21 protein-coding genes, 1 tRNA gene and 2 pseudogenes are annotated in these 16,689 nt (G+C 42.3%); 10 read left to right on the top strand and 14 right to left on the bottom strand.

Translation table 11 applies throughout. The features are described from left to right. Nucleotides 1-121: 121 nt before the first annotated feature. From HMPREF9144_RS11160 to HMPREF9144_RS11120, 9 genes are all read left to right on the top strand, one after another. Nucleotides 122-206 (top strand) — tRNA-Ser (locus HMPREF9144_RS11160). A 313-nt stretch (nt 207-519) separates the two neighbouring features. Further along, nucleotides 520-1,752 carry a site-specific integrase gene (locus HMPREF9144_RS11155; RefSeq protein WP_006046176.1) on the top strand — a complete coding sequence of 411 codons (1,233 nt, stop codon included), beginning with the start codon at nt 520-522 and terminating at the stop codon, nt 1,750-1,752. A 25-nt stretch (nt 1,753-1,777) separates the two neighbouring features. Next, nucleotides 1,778-2,245, top strand: a complete 468-nt coding sequence (locus HMPREF9144_RS11150) for a DUF1896 domain-containing protein (RefSeq protein WP_006046175.1) — start codon at nt 1,778-1,780, stop codon at nt 2,243-2,245. Nucleotides 2,246-2,384: 139 nt separating this feature from the next. Then, on the top strand, nt 2,385-2,804 hold the full coding sequence (locus tag HMPREF9144_RS11145; RefSeq protein WP_006046174.1) for a hypothetical protein: 420 nt from the start codon (nt 2,385-2,387) through the stop codon (nt 2,802-2,804). Between the two features lie 352 nt (nt 2,805-3,156). Next, nucleotides 3,157-3,588 carry a hypothetical protein gene (locus tag HMPREF9144_RS11140; RefSeq protein WP_040595896.1) on the top strand — a complete coding sequence of 144 codons (432 nt, stop codon included), beginning with the start codon at nt 3,157-3,159 and terminating at the stop codon, nt 3,586-3,588. Between the two features lie 22 nt (nt 3,589-3,610). Next, complete coding sequence (locus HMPREF9144_RS11135; RefSeq protein WP_004343791.1) at nt 3,611-4,030, top strand: PcfK-like family protein; 420 nt, start codon at nt 3,611-3,613, stop codon at nt 4,028-4,030. 4 nt (nt 4,031-4,034) lie between these two features. Then, nucleotides 4,035-5,309, top strand: a complete 1,275-nt coding sequence (locus HMPREF9144_RS11130; protein WP_006046172.1) for a PcfJ domain-containing protein — start codon at nt 4,035-4,037, stop codon at nt 5,307-5,309. 27 nt (nt 5,310-5,336) lie between these two features. Further along, nucleotides 5,337-5,591 carry a DUF8466 domain-containing protein gene (locus HMPREF9144_RS11125; RefSeq protein WP_006046171.1) on the top strand — a complete coding sequence of 85 codons (255 nt, stop codon included), beginning with the start codon at nt 5,337-5,339 and terminating at the stop codon, nt 5,589-5,591. A 4-nt stretch (nt 5,592-5,595) separates the two neighbouring features. Next, a complete protein-coding gene (locus HMPREF9144_RS11120; RefSeq protein ID WP_040595785.1) occupies nt 5,596-5,811 on the top strand; it encodes a hypothetical protein in 216 nt (71 codons plus the stop codon). Nucleotides 5,812-5,976: 165 nt separating this feature from the next. Here HMPREF9144_RS11120 and HMPREF9144_RS11115 read toward each other — a convergent pair whose 3' ends face one another. The 5 genes and pseudogenes from HMPREF9144_RS11115 to HMPREF9144_RS13110 all read right to left on the bottom strand — a co-directional run. Then, nucleotides 5,977-6,297, bottom strand: coding sequence for a hypothetical protein (locus HMPREF9144_RS11115; RefSeq protein ID WP_006046169.1), 321 nt, complete (start codon nt 6,295-6,297; stop codon nt 5,977-5,979). A 77-nt stretch (nt 6,298-6,374) separates the two neighbouring features. Continuing rightward, nucleotides 6,375-6,782 (bottom strand): glycoside hydrolase family protein, encoded by a 408-nt coding sequence (locus tag HMPREF9144_RS11110; protein WP_083818187.1) that lies wholly within the window; start codon nt 6,780-6,782, stop codon nt 6,375-6,377. Beyond that, nucleotides 6,751-7,359: pseudogene (locus HMPREF9144_RS11105) on the bottom strand (hybrid sensor histidine kinase/response regulator); the annotation flags it as partial. The gene HMPREF9144_RS11110 and the pseudogene HMPREF9144_RS11105, both read right to left, overlap by 32 nt. Beyond that, a complete protein-coding gene (gene tet(Q) / locus HMPREF9144_RS11100; protein ID WP_004291466.1) occupies nt 7,359-9,284 on the bottom strand; it encodes a tetracycline resistance ribosomal protection protein Tet(Q) in 1,926 nt (641 codons plus the stop codon). The pseudogene HMPREF9144_RS11105 and the gene tet(Q), both read right to left, overlap by 1 nt. Nucleotides 9,285-9,851: 567 nt before the next feature. Continuing rightward, a pseudogene (locus HMPREF9144_RS13110) lies at nt 9,852-9,980 on the bottom strand (lysozyme); the annotation flags it as partial. A gap of 102 nt (nt 9,981-10,082) precedes the next feature. On the opposite strand from HMPREF9144_RS13110, the gene HMPREF9144_RS13890 reads away from it, so the two are divergent. Further along, nucleotides 10,083-10,166: a winged helix-turn-helix transcriptional regulator gene (locus HMPREF9144_RS13890; RefSeq protein WP_233251325.1), complete on the top strand. Its 84-nt coding sequence runs from the start codon at nt 10,083-10,085 to the stop codon at nt 10,164-10,166. A 50-nt stretch (nt 10,167-10,216) separates the two neighbouring features. Here the strand turns inward: HMPREF9144_RS13890 and HMPREF9144_RS11090 are convergent, their stop codons facing one another. The 9 genes from HMPREF9144_RS11090 to traK all read right to left on the bottom strand — a co-directional run. Beyond that, nucleotides 10,217-11,005 carry a carboxymuconolactone decarboxylase family protein gene (locus HMPREF9144_RS11090; RefSeq protein WP_040595894.1) on the bottom strand — a complete coding sequence of 263 codons (789 nt, stop codon included), beginning with the start codon at nt 11,003-11,005 and terminating at the stop codon, nt 10,217-10,219. A gap of 142 nt (nt 11,006-11,147) precedes the next feature. Further along, nucleotides 11,148-11,936 carry a helix-turn-helix domain-containing protein gene (locus HMPREF9144_RS11085; RefSeq protein ID WP_006046164.1) on the bottom strand — a complete coding sequence of 263 codons (789 nt, stop codon included), beginning with the start codon at nt 11,934-11,936 and terminating at the stop codon, nt 11,148-11,150. A 139-nt stretch (nt 11,937-12,075) separates the two neighbouring features. Continuing rightward, a complete protein-coding gene (locus HMPREF9144_RS11080; RefSeq protein WP_006046163.1) occupies nt 12,076-12,582 on the bottom strand; it encodes a glycoside hydrolase family protein in 507 nt (168 codons plus the stop codon). 11 nt (nt 12,583-12,593) lie between these two features. Next, nucleotides 12,594-13,052: a DUF3872 domain-containing protein gene (locus tag HMPREF9144_RS11075; RefSeq protein ID WP_006046162.1), complete on the bottom strand. Its 459-nt coding sequence runs from the start codon at nt 13,050-13,052 to the stop codon at nt 12,594-12,596. A 12-nt stretch (nt 13,053-13,064) separates the two neighbouring features. Then, nucleotides 13,065-13,658 (bottom strand): conjugal transfer protein TraO, encoded by a 594-nt coding sequence (locus HMPREF9144_RS11070; RefSeq protein WP_006046161.1) that lies wholly within the window; start codon nt 13,656-13,658, stop codon nt 13,065-13,067. Then, nucleotides 13,652-14,602, bottom strand: a complete 951-nt coding sequence (traN, locus tag HMPREF9144_RS11065; protein WP_006046160.1) for a conjugative transposon protein TraN — start codon at nt 14,600-14,602, stop codon at nt 13,652-13,654. The genes HMPREF9144_RS11070 and traN overlap by 7 nt, the downstream gene beginning before the upstream one ends. Before the next feature lie 49 nt (nt 14,603-14,651). Next, nucleotides 14,652-15,920 (bottom strand): conjugative transposon protein TraM, encoded by a 1,269-nt coding sequence (gene traM / locus HMPREF9144_RS11060; protein ID WP_040595778.1) that lies wholly within the window; start codon nt 15,918-15,920, stop codon nt 14,652-14,654. Then, nucleotides 15,913-16,215 carry a hypothetical protein gene (locus HMPREF9144_RS11055; RefSeq protein ID WP_004353772.1) on the bottom strand — a complete coding sequence of 101 codons (303 nt, stop codon included), beginning with the start codon at nt 16,213-16,215 and terminating at the stop codon, nt 15,913-15,915. The genes traM and HMPREF9144_RS11055 overlap by 8 nt, the downstream gene beginning before the upstream one ends. 4 nt (nt 16,216-16,219) lie before the next feature. Further along, on the bottom strand, nt 16,220-16,689 hold a 470-nt coding region (gene traK / locus HMPREF9144_RS13595; protein ID WP_006045101.1), incomplete at its 5' end, for a conjugative transposon protein TraK.

Here is a 16,689-nt window from a genome sequence, read left to right as displayed (position 1 = left end):
TTTAAATAGAAAAATATCTTATTTTTTTCTTTTATTCCAAAAAAACATTATACCTTTGCACTCGCAATTGAGACAATACATTTATTTAACTTGTTTAGGTTGCAAAATGGTAATCACCATTGGAGAGATGGTAGAGTGGTCGATTACAACGGTCTTGAAAACCGTCGTGCTGAGAGGCACCGGGGGTTCGAATCCCTCTCTCTCCGCTAATAGGCTTCAAAAGGACTTCACAATAGTTGTCATTTTAGCCTTCAAAATTTAGATAATCGTTGTAAAATCAAAGGTTTTACAACGATTTTTCTTTGTATATACCTCTATCGCCTGACGGCATAAACCTATGTTTTGACAATCATCATTCGGTCAAATTCTGCTACATAAACTGCTACACAAAAATTGTAGCAATAAAAAATGTAGCAATGACGGGATTTTGAATACCAAATTGAAGGCATCAATTCTTTCTGTTTCAGTATGTTATATATTAACTTTGCAGCCGAGTGCTACACAAAAGAATGATGCATTATGAGAACAAATTTCAAGGTATCCTTCTACCTACGCTCAAACTATGAGAACAAAGAAGGAAAGTCGCCTGTAATGCTCCGTGTATTCCTTAACGGAGAGATGTCAAATTTTGGATCTACGAAAATCTTCGTGGACAAGACAGTATGGAATAATGCCACAAGTCGGCTCAAAGGTCGGACAGCAGAAGCCTTATCCGTAAATGCCGCATTGGACTCTATTTCCACTACACTGAATGGAATTTACCGCAAGTTTGAGGATGACGAGTCTCTGTCATTGGAAAAAATCCGTTCTTTCTTTGTAGGAAAAGACAGGGAATACACGACTTTTCTCCCGATATTTGACAAGTTCAACGAAGATGTCAGACAGCGTGTCGGACACACCATCAGCAAAGACAGTTTGCAAAAGTACAGTGTTTTGAGAAGACATTTCTCAGAGTTCCTTATCCATAAATATGGAAGAAAGGATATTGGACTTACAGAGTTTACGCCATCCGTGGTACAAGACTTTGAGTTATATCTGAGTACAGTGGCAGGCTGCGCTTACAATACATCGGTCAAAAAAATGAAGGCACTCAAGACCGTAACCATCTATGCACAAAAACGCGGTTATCTTCTTCACGACCCCTTCCTCAATCATCGTTTTCACCTGGAACCTGTTAATCGCGGTTTTCTCACGGATGAGGAAATTATGAAGATAGCCAACAAGGATCTTGCTATTCAACGCTTGGAGTTAGTAAGGGATGTTTTCATCTTTTCATGTTTCACAGGTCTGGCATATATTGATGTTTCCAATCTCACACCAGACAATATCGTAACACTTGATGATAAGCAGTGGATTATGACCAGAAGGCAGAAAACAAGTGTGGAAACAAATGTGTTGCTTCTTGACATTCCAAAGAGTATCATCGCCAAGTACAGTCATAAGACCTATCGGAACGGCAAACTGTTTCCCATCTTAACGAATCAGAAAACCAACGCATATTTGAAAGAAATAGCCGACCTTTGCGGTGTCAAGAAGAACCTGACCTTTCATCTTGCAAGGCATACATTTGCCACTATGTCGCTAAGTAAGGGCGTTCCAATGGAAAGCGTGTCGAAGATGCTGGGACATACCAACATTAAAACTACACAAATTTATGCTCGCATTACCAATAAGAAAATAGAACACGATATGGAACAGTTGGCTGGCAAGTTAGACAAGTTCAATGTTGCTATGGGCATCAACTCAAAATAATGTATAACCCTAAACCAAGAAGATTATGACAACAACAAAGAAAGAGCTTTCTTACTTCCGTTTGAAGTTAGAGAACTACCTCAGTGAGCATTTCCCCGAAATGTTAAGTGACAAATCATTCATAACGGCAAGAGCCGACGAAGCATTGACAGCTTACTGCGATGCAGTGACACAGGGCTTCTCGCATCCCGAAGCTGAGACAATGGCAAGTGAAGTATTATACCAAGATTTGCATTTTTCCAAGTACGACACGCTTGTGTCTGTCTTGGAAAATGAGTTCGAGAAAGAACTCCCTTCTCCTCTTCCTGAAAGACTAACACCTATGCTTCTGAAGAATAAGGCTGTGCAAAGCGTTTTCGATAAGTATGAACTGACAGACGACTTTGGGGCGAGTCCAGAGTATGAGAAACTCTACACTGAACTGACAGGGATAATCGTTCTGATCATTGAGGTCAATGGTCTGCCAACGATAGGCGGTGAGAACATGACTTGATGTAACACCATCGGGAGCTTTTGTAGTGTCAAGAGCCAAGATAAACGCTCTGCTCCACACGCCAAGAGTTTGTACTAACACTTGTCTTTGTGTAGCCTGCGCATCTTGTTATTGCTCTTGAACTATTAAAAGCTCCGATATGAATACATTTATCATGAATCAAGACGTTCTTAAAAGTGCGATTTCTCGCCGAGACAATAGAAGCGAGCTTCCATTGTCCTCACGGCTTAACGAAATCGTTCACACACCTGCCTTCATCAAGGCAGACGCATCAAACAAAACCGATAATAACAAGCAGCAACCGAATTCTCCCAAGCAAGTCCGCCGCTTCGGTTGGACACGCTTCATCGAACTCGCTATCCTGCTTTCCGTCGTTATCGGTGCCATTTGGCTTATCTCGAAGATAGTAACGCCGCAAGTCGTAACTGCCGTTTCTGTCATTGCAGGTTTTCTGATACTACGCTTTATAGTCAGGGTAATTCTAAAAGTGACGTTTACGCTGCTGAGCATTCTCTTCTGGCTGGCAATTCTCTGTGCCCTCCTGCTATGCGTGCTTTGAAAAGCACAGCTCTGTAAAACCTTTCATGTTATTTCATCAGGTGGTTATCTCGCATTTTGAGATAGCCACCTTTTCTATTTTCCACTACGAGCGTTGCACTTTTGCTTCTTTTCCTATGCTCCACGATATGCGATGACAAGGAGACGGATGCTGTTCCCTTTTTATCCGCAAAGGTAGTACGGGGCTTGTGGCTTTCAAAAGGTCTGTGCCGCTTGGTTTGTCTGGAAAATCTCCACACCTACGGGTTGTATTTTCCGTCAAAACCTTGTGCAAGCCCGCCCCGCTACCTCTTTTTTGCTACAAAAAGGAATCAGCATACTCCGATCTTTGGACGCATAAAAAAAATGTCGCTATGGATAAGCAAAAAGTAAATACAACATCTTCGATGAACAGAAAAGGATATAGCTCCTCCTCTCATTACCGCATTAACCCTACGGCTGAAAAAAGTGAGCAAGTGTTGGCAATTAAGTTTGTACAATGGGACGTTCCCCCTTTGGAGAGCCTTTGTAATAGCAAAGTATATCTCCTGCGTGTGAAACTCAATCGTGGCGAGTGTATGAGCCGTGAGGAAAAGAATTGGCTATGTGAGGCGGTGAACTCAAACACCTATTTCCGTACAGCCGTACCACTACAAGGCTATCGCTTTGACTTCTTTGATGTACTGAAGAAATACCTTGTCAATCAGTACGGACAATGGTCAGAGTATTACGCACCCGACAGAACAAGCCTAAGAACCTACCTGTATGGACGTATCAATCAAATAGTTGAAATTTCCAAGTATTAACAACATCAAAACATATACGACAATGAAAGGAACAGAACATTTCACACGGACAATAGCCGAGTATCTCAATCAGCGTGCTATGACAGACCCCTTGTTTGCCCCTAACTTGATGAAACCGAACAAGAATATCGAGGAGTGCATCACCTACATTCTTAATGAAGTGCAGAAAAGCGGTTGCAACGGATTTGATGATGATGAAATCTTCTCTATGGCTGTTCACTACTACGATGAAGACGATATAGAGGTGGGTAAGGCTATTTCTTGCCAAGTTGCCGTCAATCACATTGTAGAACTCACAGAGGAAGAAAAAGCCGAAGCAAGGCAAGAAGCCATTAAGCAATATCAGCGTGAGGAACTTGCCAAGTTACAGAGCCGTAACGCACGAGTGAAAAAGACTGAGAACGCGACAACCCAAGTACAACCATCACTATTCGATTTTTAAGCCTATGAAACCGAGAAACAAGTTTGAGAAGGCTGTCCTTGCCGAGAGCAGGCACCTTCGCCCGATAACCAAGACACAAAGCAAGTGGGCATTTCGTGAGTGTATTGACCACTTTACCTACCGCTTGCCAAAAGGTCGCACCACTTGTATGGATTGTGGGCATAGTTGGGTAATGAACAAACATAGAGAAACTTGCACTTGCCCTCATTGCAGGGCAAAGTTGCAGGTCAAGGAAACCTACGAGCGCAAGTTGCAGCAGAAGCAGTATTTCACCCTACTTACCACTTGTGGAGAGTTTCAAGTATTACGTATGTTCCTACTTATTGTGGGTATGGAGAAAGGGTACAAAGCACAGACTTCTATAATTGAGATTGGGCAATATTGGTGGAATATGCAGGGACGAAAAGCTGTGGTTGCTATACAGAGGGTATTGGGACACTATGTTGATACCTTTTCCTATTATAGTCCTATGGCGATACGCAACGATAATGAAGCCTATCAGCATATTGCCTACTCACCTATATATCCGAAGTTCAAGGTTACAGACATACTTCGTAGAAATGGTTTTAAGGATAATTTCTATGGCGTCGTGCCTACCCAGCTTATTCCTGCATTGCTTACAGACAGCCGTGTGGAAACATTGCTAAAAGCAAGTCAAACAGACCATTTACGTTACTTTCTTAGTAACAAGAAGTCTTTTGAGGAACTATGGCAGTCCTACAAAATTGCAGTTCGTAATGGCTATGAGATAGCGGATATTTCCCTTTGGAGTGATTATGTAGATACACTTAGAAGATTAGGAAAGGATATTCATAATCCAAAATATTTATGCCCCGCAGACCTTAAAGCCGAACACGACCGCAGACACGAGGAACTTCTCAGATTGCGTGAAAGGGAGGAGATAGAACAGAAACAGCAGAAGGCAATGGAAGACGAAAAGCGTTTCAAAGAACTTAAATCCAAGTTTTTCGGTATCTGTTTCACGGACGGCACTATCCAAGTCCACGTATTGGAGAGTGTGCAGGAGCATTTAGAAGAAGGTGTATCAATGCACCATTGCGTATTCTCTAATGCATACTACCTTAAGGAAGACTCCCTTATCCTTTCGGCTACCATTGAAGGCAAGCGAATAGAAACCATTGAAGTATCTTTACGAACTTTGGAAGTGGTACAAAGTCGTGGAGTGTGCAACAAGAATACGGAATACCACGAGCAGATAGTAAACCTTGTGAATGCCAATCGAGGACTTATAAGGCGAAGAATGAAAGCAACAGCATAAAGTATGAACCATTAAATTATCAGAGATATGAAAACAGAGATTGAAAACATCATCTATAACTATGCAGACGAGATACCGCATATTTTCATTAGGGTTATCAACGCAATAACCCTATCCAACAGCAAAGAGGAGTTAAGGTCGGCTATCAACAAAATAGCCAAAGAAACAGAACTTGACAAATTCTTTGCATACGGCTATGGTGCACACCACTTTTGGCTCAAACACCGCAAATTATCCAATGGAGAGCCAAAGGAATACAGATTATTAAAGGTTGAATTTTAAGATTATGAAGAAGATAGTTTACAGAGTACGAACGCAATATATCTTCGAGGGAGTATTTGAAGTGGTTGCGGAGAGCAAGGAAGAAGCACGGCAAAAAGTCCTGCAAAATTGTGGGCTAGTCATGGGTGGAAGCATTCACAGTACCTTGCCCGATGAGGTGGTGAATTGGGTGTTTGACAGACATCCCAACAAACGAATAGACAGAATAACGAAAGTGTAGGAATAGCCACTGAATAAACAAGAGCCACGCAAACTTTCGGTTTGCGTGGCTTCTTTTCTTTTTCTTAGAACAAGCAGGTGACCAAAGAAAAGAAGCAAAAGAAAGTCGCAAAGAGATTTTTTCTCTTAATAATCGAGAAAAATAAATAACGCTTTGCTTCCTCTTCTATTCTCTTGCTTCCTGCTCTGCATCTCTCTCCATGGCATATTTCATTGCATAGAAAGATTCCGCATCATCAAATCCTTTCATAAGGTTTTCCTCAATCCATTTTGGGAAATATTCTTTAGCCTTAGGAGTGAGCCTTAATGCATTGTTACTTGCCTCGTGGATAATTAGAGTATCATCACTGCCATTAGCAGTTTCTACTCTATACAAGGAAATACTCCCTTCGTTCCCACTTGCTGCTTGATACAACTCATAAATTTCGTGGTAATCCATATCAAAAATAGAGTCCACGAAGGTTTGAAAATCTTTAGTGACGTCCATTGCAGAAATAATTAAAATTCAACATTCTATAAATGCAAATTCTGTGCCAATCCAATTCATGTGCCAGTTTATTTGTTTTATGGCAGACGAAATAACATATACTCCACTTGTCTTCTTTTCACCAATCCTCGCAAAACTTTTCCTTTGTACCTGCAAAAGGAAACATACTCCCAATAGAAGTTTCTGTCTCCAGCTTCTATTTTTCGTAGCAGCCTACTCTTGGAGTACTTACCATAACCGAGCAATCGGCCTACACCCACGTTATAGGCAAGCAAGGTCAGCAGCAGCGCATCCTTACCATAGCCTTTGAAGTGTTCAAAGCATTTCCATAGGTCGGCACGGAGCAATGAGTCCGCTTGCCGTTCCGTCATATTCGCCGTAAAGTGCTCTCCCCGTTGCAGCTGATGCCCATATCCAACATACGGATAATTCTTCCAGCCGTGCATACCCTCAAAGTCTGTCGGCTTGTTCCGACAATTGGCGATCCTGCACTTTCTGTTCGCTGATTACGTTTCTATTGACCGAATGAAGGATAGTGGTTGATACTGCTGGAGTTACTTCCTTTTTTTTGCCGAATATGCCTAAGAAACCTTTTCGTTTTGGCTTTTTGGACTGTTCCTGCACACTTTTCTGTACAATAACCGGAATTTGATTGGCTATCTTCTTGTTAATAGATTGTTGTTCATCCATTAACCGGACTATCTGGAACATCTGTCGTTCCTTATCCTCTAAAAGACTGCGCACACTATCGATGCGCTCTGCTGGATAGGTGGCCTTGAAACGGCAGAGCATACTGTCCATTGCCATACGCCGTGCATGGTAATGCTCGATATCTTTATCGTTCCATTCCAGTATTGTTTCACCCAATAGAGAAAATTTTATCATTTGAATATTGATATTGTTTATTTCTTTTCGGAGCTCGTCTATTTTTTTATTGCCAAGTTCTAATGCTTCTATCTCCTGCCATTCATAGAGGCTATTATATGCCATACATCCGATAAGAATGGAGATAAGTATATATCCCAACCGTATTGCCTTATAGAAATTTCCTGACCGCTCCATTATTTTAATGACATTGATTTTTGGAACATGAATAAAAGTTTATCTTTTTCGTTCATGCGGATATTATCAGAATAACCGTCTTTTGTTATTTGATACCCACATGGCTTAACCATAAAAATGCCTAAGCCCTTAGTGTACGAACTTACTTCTGAGGCATAGTCTTTACTTGTATTTAATGGAACTTTCCCTTTAATATGACACCACTCATTATTACAACTGATGTCTTCAATCTCAGACATCAGTTTTTGCAAATCTGTAATAGCTTTGGAACTCGCTACTTGGGGTATCTGCAACTCAAAACAGAGCATCGGTTCGAGAATGTCCACACCTGACTGTTGCAAAGCCAGCCTGAAGACATAAGGGGTCAGCTGTCTGAAATCAGCAGGTGTACTTACCGGGCTATAATACTCGGCTTGAGTAAAAGTTACTTTCAGATCTGTCACTTCCCATCCATGTAAACCAGATTGGCAAGACATACGAATCCCTTCAAAAACGGCATTTTGAAAAGAATGGTTCAGATAACCATAGGAGATGTCACTTTCGATTTGCAACCCTGCCCCTAACGGTAAGGGTTCAAGAGTCAGCCCTATTGTGGCCCAGTAAGGGTTGGGTGGTACTTCGATCTGAATAATCTTATTGACCTTTTTTATAGGTCGTTCTTTGTAGATAGTCTTGATCTCATCAAAATGGACCTTTACGGAAAATCGTTCTTCCAGCAATGTCTGTATGATTTCCTTTTGGGTCAAACCATATAACGAGATTTCCAATTCATCACTATATGAGTTTATGGAAAAGGACAAAGACGGGTCTTCAATCCACAATGTATTCAGAGCGGATATCACCTTGCTTCTCTCTTCGGGCTTATTTGGCCGGACGGAGGATTTGAGAGCGGGATGCTGATGAGATAATCCTTGAATCAAACAAGGTTTAGCACCTAAATAATCTCCGATTCGAAAATCTTCTATATCTTCTACAATCGCGATATCATTGGCACCCACTTCATCAACATTTATCTCTCTGCCCTGATAAATAGTCTTTAGATTTTTAATCTTGATGAATTTTTCCGAATCGTTGATTCTTACAACGTCTCGAAGTCTCAGACTTCCGTCAATTATTTTAAGAAAACTTCTTTTATGCCCTTTGGGGTCATGCTCTATCTTATAGAGATAAGCTGAAAGTCTGTTTGAGACTGATGCCGGAGGAAGTATAAAAGAAGAAATGGCGTCCAACAACTCATTGATACCGATATTGAACATTGCTGATCCATGTAGCACCGGATAGACTTTGGCTTTTGCCACAAGAGCGATTATCGTATTCCAATAATCAGCCGGTGAAATTTCGCTATCCGCCAAATATCGTTCTAATATATCGTCGTCATGGTTGCATACAAATTCTTTGTATTCTTCCTTTATATATGTTTGGGAGCAAACCGGATAAACCGATCCATCGACAACAGTTTGCATAAACAGGACATCTTGCGACAGATTTGTTTTTATATCCATATACAAACGCTCCAAATTCACACCGGCACGGTCAATCTTATTGATAAATATAATTGTCGGGATTTGCAGCTTTTGTAAAGTACTGAACAGCAACTTTGTCTGCGCTTGTATGCCTTCCTTTGCGGATAAGATGAGGACTGCTCCATCAAGCATTTTGAATGTCCGCTCCACTTCCGCAATAAAATCCATGTGTCCCGGAGTGTCAATGATATTGCATTTCACTCCATTCCAGATAATAGATGTCGTAGAAGCCCGGACAGTAATTCCTCTACGTTTCTCTATATCCATAGAGTCCGTTATGGTGTCACCATTATCCACACGGCCGCACTTTTCCGTTGCTCCACTGGCAAACAGCAGATTCTCGGTTACGGAAGTTTTTCCTGCATCAATGTGAGCAAGAATTCCTAAATTTATAATATTCATTTGGATTAAGCAATAATATACTACAGTAGATGCATTGTCGAAACGCACCTTTTAATACCTCCTCGTAGCATATGAGAACTACAGGATTACTAACTCGTATTAATATGTATATTATTACTGCCGCATAATGATTACAAAATTACACAAAAAAATATATCTAACAAAAGTGGGAGGATTTTTTAACTTTTTACCATAGACATTTTATTAGGGAAGCGTAGGTTCAACTGGCAAGTACAAATAAGTAGAAATGTTTGAACAACACCGTTTTAGGAAGTTGAAAAATCAAGTTTCTCTCTCGGTATAGCGTTTATTTTGGCCAATATCTTCTTTAGTTTAGCATTTGTGTATTTCCCATTCGTGTTCTATTTAGCTCCTTATTATGAGTATGTAGCAAGTTACTTATCAAATTCAGCCTCTTTGAGGGTCAAATATGGTTTTGCAAATGGTGACTGACAAGACATAAACAAGGTCAGCAGGAATTTTTTACATAAATGGACATGAATGTATATAACCTAAAATAAGAATAAATTTTAATAAGGGCTGCCCAAAAAGAAAAAAATGCAGTTGCCATTTTACTACGACTACTGCACGCTCAAAAGGTGACAAGTCTGCCAGCCGCACCCTGCGCTGGGCAAGGGTCGGCTGACAGGACAGGCAGAATACATAAAGTAAAATGAAAGAATTTATCGTTCGCATCAATTACGTTTTTAGTGGCGAGAAGATGCTCATAAACGAATTGAAATTCCTCTGCGAAAGGGGATTGATTGCCAAGAAACAATACCCAGAAGTGCCTCCCGTGTGGAGTATTCACTTACACCATTGGGCAAGAAAGTGCTGCCGATTATCGATGAAATTTCCAGATTCGGAATGGAAAATCTGTGAATCATATTCTAATGGCACTCTCTGCTATATGCATGCCATGCGGAAACAGGTCATTTACCTTCGCCAAGTACTTCTTTTAATGCATTCATCCCGTTGATGGCGGATGGGAAACCCGAATAAACAGTCATCAAAAGCATAATTTCCTTGATGCTTTCTTCGGAAAGTCCGACATTCAAGCCTGCTCTGATATGAAACTTCAACTGAGGTAGGGCATTGCCCAAGGCTGTTAACGCTGCAATGGTGGCTATTTGACGATATTTTCTATCCAAATTTTCTCTTGAGAAAATATCTCCATATCCGTATTCGAGTATGAACTGTGTCAATTCAGGAGCAAAACCATCGTAAGTGCTTTGCAGTTGCTCCACCATTCCTGGAGCTATCGCCGACAATTGCTGTTTTCCTAACTGCAATCGGTCTTGGGCGTTTTTTCTTTCTTCAAAACCCTCATTGTCAGAAACACCATGCTGGTTTCGTTCCTGCAAGACTTCTTTTAATGCATTCATCCCGTTGATGGCTGAAGGGAATCCGGCATAAACAGACATTTGTAAAACAACCTCTTTCAGCTCATCGACAGAGTTTCCTGTATTGAGCGCTCCGTTGAGATGAACCTTCAGTTGCGGTCGGGCATTGCCCAAGGCTGTAAGTGCAGCGACTACCGCAATTTCTTTCGATTTCAAATCCAATCCGTCACGAGAATAAATATCTCCAAACGAATACTCTATAATGAATCTTCCCAAATCGGGAGAAATCTCTTTGAGACTTTCAATTACTTTCTTGCCAGCCTCATCATCAATTTCTTTAAGCTTTTCCCAGCCTCTATTAAAACGTTCTGACTCCATATTTCTTTCTTTTATTTGTGCTGTTGCACATACTGAAATAAATAAAAACAAAATACCAATTATCGGTTTTAACTTTTTTGGAGCAAAGATAATTCGGCAAGAATGCATTCGGATAGGATTTTTCTCCTTTATTTGGGTGCTTTTAAGACTTTTTTAGATATTTCTTTTGGAAAGCAGTCGGTGAGAAAGATGTTTTCTGTCGGAATAATTTTGCAAAATAAGAGTTGTCTTCAAATCCTAATTTAAAAGCGATTTCATTGATGTTCAGAGAGGTGTATAACAATAATCTTTTGGCTTCGGTTATTTTCATATCCAACTGCAACTGCTTAGCTGAAAGCCCCGTTTGCACTTTGCATAATTCACTGAGTGTCTCAGGAGTTGTTTTCAATCGTTCGGCATAGGCTGTTATGGGTAGATCCGTATGGATATTTTCCATAAGTAGTTTTTTGTACTTAAAAATCAAGGTGTCCTGACTCCTATAAATAGTTCTCCCTTTCTTAAGCAAAGAAATAAAATAGGAAATGGCTATCTCCTGCTTTTGCTTATCCTCTTCCACAAGCATTTTCTTCAAAACAGTCTCCACAAAAGAGATTTCCTCTTTGTCAATATCCTGATAGGGAGTAGAAAAATCAATATTATACTGTTGAGCAAAAGAAGTTTCCATCAAGATGAAATAACCTTGTGTCTCAGCAGAATATTCCCAGTTATGAATTTGTCGAGGATTTATGGTAAAAATTCGCTGAGGGCAAATTTCGTATTCTTCAAAATCAATAACATTAAGTCCTTTTCCTTGAGTAAACCAAACGATTGAATAAAAATTGTGTCTGTGCGGCCATTCAATATCTGGGTCTGGTGTCTCTTCAAAAATGCCGATATAATGCTGTACTGGTTCGATACTATCTAATATGTCACTAATTTTATAGATTTTCACTTGAGTTACTATTGCGATATATAATTCTATGTTGTTTTCATTTCCGCAAAGTTACTCATTCATAGTGAGAAAGTCGAATAAACCAGCAGGAAAACGCTTCTTGCGAAGCATAAAACGTCGCAAGAGGCGTCTTTGATAATCAAGGTAAATAAAACAGAGCATATTCCACCTGTCTGCGTTTAACTAATCCACTCAAAACTTTTCTCTTGTATCGGCAAAAGGAAACGTACTCCCGATAAATATTTCTGTCTCCTGCTTCTATCTTTCGCAGCAGCCTACTCTTGGTGTGCTTGCCATAACCGAGCAGTCGCCCCACGCCCACGTTATAGGCAAGTAGACTGAGTAACAGCGCATCCTTACCATAGCCCTTGAAGTGCTCAAAGCATTTCCATAGGTCGGCACGGAGCAGAGAGTCTGCTTGCCGTTCTGTCATATCCGCTGTGAAATGCTCTCCTGGTTGCAGCTGATGCCCATAGCCAACATACGGATAATTCTTCCAGCCGTGCATGCCCTCAAAGTATTTTACTACAACTACTGCACGCTCAAAAGGTGGCAAGTCTGCCAGCCGCACCCTGCGCTGGGCAAGGGTCGGCTGACAGAACAGGCAGAATACACAAAGTAAAATGAAAGAATTTATCGTTCGCATCCATTATATTCTTAGTGGCGAGAAGATGCAGGCTTATCCTTGCCCTCTTCCCGCTCGTTGTTAAAACTAAAGGTCAGTTGCTGAACCCTGCCGAAGTTATCCTCCACATATACATCAATCGTCTGGCGGTCAGATGACAGCGAGGTGTAGTACAAGCGGAACACATCTTTTGTCAGCGGATAGCGGTCGTTAGGCTTGAAGACAGTACCATTATCATTTCTTAGTAAGCCTTTGCCGTCAGACTGGAAATAACGTATCGTATAGCGAGTGTCGGCAAACTCACCATCTCGTTTGAGCGTGCAGCGTATTTCAGCCGTCTGTCCCTTTATGATGTCCTTCTGAACCGGCATCGTCTCCACCGTAAACGGATAAGACTGCTGAACATCCAAATCCCTATCACAAGCAGATAGGCAAAACACGGCAAGGGTCAGCATTCCCATTACCCAAATCGTATTCAATATCTTTTTCATCTTTTCTTCTACTTAAAAGTTAAATCTTAGTCCTGCAGAAACAGCCGGACGGAAACGATGCACATCCGTTCCAAAGAGGAAACGTCCCTGTGCCTTTACAAGAAAGAGAACCCTGTCCGTCAGGAACACTTCCACCGAGCCATGCACGGCACTGCCATAGACAAAGCGGGAGCGGTCGAGCAGTGTTGCCCCATCGGGCAGCAACTTTTTGTCCTCGTTCAGTTGCTCATAACCACCCAAAGCAGATATGCCGCCATAAAGAAACACGTTCTTACCTCTATCAGAAAGAACAGGGTGCATATAGCCCACCTGCAAAAGTGCATCCTTGAGTTTTACGTTATAACTTCTGTACGGCATATTCTGCTGTTCATACTCTGCCATAACAAAGGTATAGTTCTCACGACCCAGATAGCGGGTGAGTGATGCTCCCATGCCAAAATTGTCAGTTGCAAGGAACTTTTCACCCTTAATAAGCGGAACACTCCCTACGACCTCTATGCCCCTTTGCTTGGGTATCAGTCGCTGTGCCTGCGATGGAAGACTGAAAGTCATAGCCACCGCAACGCATACTGTCAGAATGATATTGTTCTTCATAATGTCTACCATTTCAATTTGAGGTTATCAATCTTCTTTGCCAGTTGCAGGTCTTCTGCCGTTATATGGAAAGTCAGCGTACGACCGCCATTTCTCTCATAGAGCGTCACTTCAAGCTGCTTGTCTTCAGCAAGAGAAAACTGCTCGAGCGCAAACACACTGTGTTCACTACCCATACCACGCACCTGCATCACCTGATGATAGGCACGAAGTGGCTGCAACAGCTGCTCTTGTATGGCGGTGCGCTTTGCCATCTTCTTATCAACTACCTTAAAGGTGATAAAATCCACTGAGTACGGCATGTTTGTACCATTTTCCATACGAGTGTGGAAATACAGCAAGCCATTATGGGCATACAAGCCACGAAGCAGGAACTTCATGCCAAACTGCTGTGTACCGATGTGCTTGATGGTACGCTTGTCATTCTGATAGATAGTCTGCATCATCAGCTTTACTAATACGGGCGACTCGTTGCCAAGTTCCTTGAAGTAAATGTCAGAGCGATTGCTTGGTAGTCGTCCGTCCGTTGGTGACAGAAAGTCCTTCATCTCAATGCTGAGTTTCTCCGGTTCATCAGCATACTTTACGTTGAAAGCATAGAAAGAGCCGTCCTCGCAGATGACACTCATATTGGTCTCCGTTTCAAAGTCCTTCACTGAAGCCTTTACACGTAGTACGTTCTCTGCATCCTCCGCCTTCCCTGCGATGATGTTCTGCGAACCTAAGTCTACATAACGAATGGCAGAAGGGAAGATAAGATGCACGGTCTTGTCAAAGGTAACGTCAAGACCATAAGGCAGTACGACACGCCCCGTTGGTATGGCACGGCTCATACCTTGAAAGAGTTCGCCCGAAGTAAGCGGACGACTCGGTGTCAGACCATCATTGTTTTCCTGTGCTGTGGCTGTTGTTCCCACCATGGTAAGCATAGCCATTGATAAAATAATTTTCTTCATTGTTCCTTTTTTATTTGATGTTATTCTTTACTTATCATTTTCGATTGTTTTATTTAGACTGAACCAAGAAAAGGCGGTAGCCACCTTTAAGTGTTACCTTGATAGTGCGCAGCTTCTTCTGAATCAGCTGACTTGCACCCTGCATCACCCCACGGGCAGCCTCGGAGATAATCTGGTCCTTGGCAGAGGAAGCGAAGGTAAAGGAGGTTCCCATTGAACCACCGATGTTCGCCCCAACTTCCTTAAGCGCATTGATATCCTCCGAACCTGGTATATACACGCCCTCTTGTCCGTCTGTGTCGTATGCCGAGAGCTTGACGGCTATGATATGCCCGTCCACCTCAATGCTTTTGATAAGTAGGTGCATACGGTTACCCTCAATCTTGGCAACGGCTATGAGTCGGCTTTGACGTGGAATGTGCAGTCCCTCTACCTTGGCACTTTCAAGCAGACGGAGTACGACATTGTCCCCCTCCTTAAGAACAGTAGTCCTGTCCACTACGACTTTCAGCGTATTACGCAACAAAGATGGAGAACAGCTGGTAAGCGAGTGAAAGCCCATGTTCCGAGCCTTTTTGCCGTATTCCTCCATAAAGTACACATCGCTCATAGGCTGGTCAAGTGAAGAAACTATCTGCCTACGCTCTGGCAGAACTTCCATTGCAGGCTTTTCATTCTGCATGGTCTTGCCCTTAGCGGCTTCAGAGCCACCTGCTGCCCCTTCCGACTTCTCCTTTCCTGCCGTCAGACCATTATTGAAGGTAGGTGGAGTTGATGCTTTAGGGAGATACTTCGCTGCCATCTGATAGCTCTTTTCCATCAAGGCAAGCTGCCGTTTCTCTTCATTGTCCTCCCAGCTGTCTTTGGCAGAGAGTTCTTTTTTAAGGTTATCTATCTCCGAGCGCAAGGCTTCACGTTCCTGCTCGTGTGGGTCGGGAGCGTAAAAGGAGTTCAAGAGGCGATTATTCTCCTCATAGCGATGCATAGAGTTTTCTATCTTTGCCGTAGAAGCAGCTGTCTCTGCACGCTGCTCCTCTGATGGAGCAGTGTTCTGTGCAAAATAGTCCGATAGCCTGCCCATCTCCTCGCGGGTCTGTTCCTCCTCGTGTGCCTTGTCGCCTAATTCATAGGCTTTGAGCTTGTTTTCGGTGAGCTTTTCCGTCGTTGCCTGCGGGATGCTGTCATTGAGTCCCTGCTCCGCTGCAGTCTTATCCTTGCCCGAAGGGGCGAAGATAAACCACATTGAGAGAGCAAACAGCAGTCCCAGTCCTCCGAAGACCAAGCCTTTCTTCATTTGTTCTTTCTGTTTATTATCCATTTTCCTTGATTGTTTGATGATGTTGTAGATAAAAATTGCCATGTAACTCTTGTAAAGTACTGTCCGTCCGTATCGGACTATCCGTCAGCTTTCCCGTGGGGATGGGTAGTTTTTCCTTCTTTGGAGGAAGGAAAAACTGCGCTATCATCCAGAGTGAGCAGAGCAGATAGATGAAGCTCAGCCCATAGACGATTTCCTTTCTCTGCCTTATCGTGAGTCTTTCACAACGATGGCGGAGCCACAGGTGAAAGCGCAGATAGTGACGTGATAGTAAAAAGTTCCTTTTCCTTGCCATAGCCTTACCGTTTATAAGTCTGTATGTCCCTGTTCTCCTTAACGAGGAAGTTCTCCATCAAGAAGCCTTGTGGGTTGTTATCTGAACGAACAGAGTTCTGCAGCGTGCAGGTCGTAACAAGACTGCGCTCTGTAACGTTACTCTGACGGACAATAAACTCCCGTGCATAGGTCGTTACTGCATAAGGGTAAGTATTAAAGTTGCAGTGGATAGAGTCCACCTCTATGCGCTGATTGACATTACCCGATATGGCACGGTTATAATAGCCCTTCTCTGCCAAGTCTTTGTAATAGTTGAAAGCCGACTTATCACACAGCACAAAGGCACGTTCCATGTTCTTTTCGATGGCATCCTTGTCAGGCGCAATGGTGAAGAACAGCTCGTGGAAACGACGTACATGCTCCCTTGCTTCTACGGGACGGTTACGACTTGCATCCTGACTGAGGGCAAGCATGAGTGACTTTCCCTGGTCAA

It is taken from the genome of Prevotella pallens ATCC 700821, assembly GCF_000220255.1.
Classification (GTDB): domain Bacteria; phylum Bacteroidota; class Bacteroidia; order Bacteroidales; family Bacteroidaceae; genus Prevotella; species Prevotella pallens.
This window is presented reverse-complemented; position numbering and strand designations above follow the sequence as displayed.

What these genes read in the sequence shown, in the direction of transcription:
- HMPREF9144_RS11090 (WP_040595894.1), bottom strand. Translation starts at nt 11,005, where the DNA reads ATGGAGTCAGAACGTTTTAATAGAGGCTGGGAAAAGCTTAAAGAAATT.
- HMPREF9144_RS11145 (WP_006046174.1), top strand. Translation starts at nt 2,385, where the DNA reads ATGAATACATTTATCATGAATCAAGACGTTCTTAAAAGTGCGATTTCT.
- HMPREF9144_RS11140 (WP_040595896.1), top strand. Translation starts at nt 3,157, where the DNA reads ATGGATAAGCAAAAAGTAAATACAACATCTTCGATGAACAGAAAAGGA.
- HMPREF9144_RS11115 (WP_006046169.1), bottom strand. Translation starts at nt 6,297, where the DNA reads ATGGACGTCACTAAAGATTTTCAAACCTTCGTGGACTCTATTTTTGAT.
- HMPREF9144_RS11075 (WP_006046162.1), bottom strand. Translation starts at nt 13,052, where the DNA reads ATGAAAAAGATATTGAATACGATTTGGGTAATGGGAATGCTGACCCTT.
- HMPREF9144_RS11080 (WP_006046163.1), bottom strand. Translation starts at nt 12,582, where the DNA reads ATGCGAACGATAAATTCTTTCATTTTACTTTGTGTATTCTGCCTGTTC.
- HMPREF9144_RS11070 (WP_006046161.1), bottom strand. Translation starts at nt 13,658, where the DNA reads ATGGTAGACATTATGAAGAACAATATCATTCTGACAGTATGCGTTGCG.
- HMPREF9144_RS11125 (WP_006046171.1), top strand. Translation starts at nt 5,337, where the DNA reads ATGAAAACAGAGATTGAAAACATCATCTATAACTATGCAGACGAGATA.
- HMPREF9144_RS11130 (WP_006046172.1), top strand. Translation starts at nt 4,035, where the DNA reads ATGAAACCGAGAAACAAGTTTGAGAAGGCTGTCCTTGCCGAGAGCAGG.
- HMPREF9144_RS11055 (WP_004353772.1), bottom strand. Translation starts at nt 16,215, where the DNA reads ATGGCAAGGAAAAGGAACTTTTTACTATCACGTCACTATCTGCGCTTT.
- traM (WP_040595778.1), bottom strand. Translation starts at nt 15,920, where the DNA reads ATGGATAATAAACAGAAAGAACAAATGAAGAAAGGCTTGGTCTTCGGA.
- HMPREF9144_RS11120 (WP_040595785.1), top strand. Translation starts at nt 5,596, where the DNA reads ATGAAGAAGATAGTTTACAGAGTACGAACGCAATATATCTTCGAGGGA.
- HMPREF9144_RS11150 (WP_006046175.1), top strand. Translation starts at nt 1,778, where the DNA reads ATGACAACAACAAAGAAAGAGCTTTCTTACTTCCGTTTGAAGTTAGAG.
- HMPREF9144_RS11135 (WP_004343791.1), top strand. Translation starts at nt 3,611, where the DNA reads ATGAAAGGAACAGAACATTTCACACGGACAATAGCCGAGTATCTCAAT.
- HMPREF9144_RS11155 (WP_006046176.1), top strand. Translation starts at nt 520, where the DNA reads ATGAGAACAAATTTCAAGGTATCCTTCTACCTACGCTCAAACTATGAG.
- traN (WP_006046160.1), bottom strand. Translation starts at nt 14,602, where the DNA reads ATGAAGAAAATTATTTTATCAATGGCTATGCTTACCATGGTGGGAACA.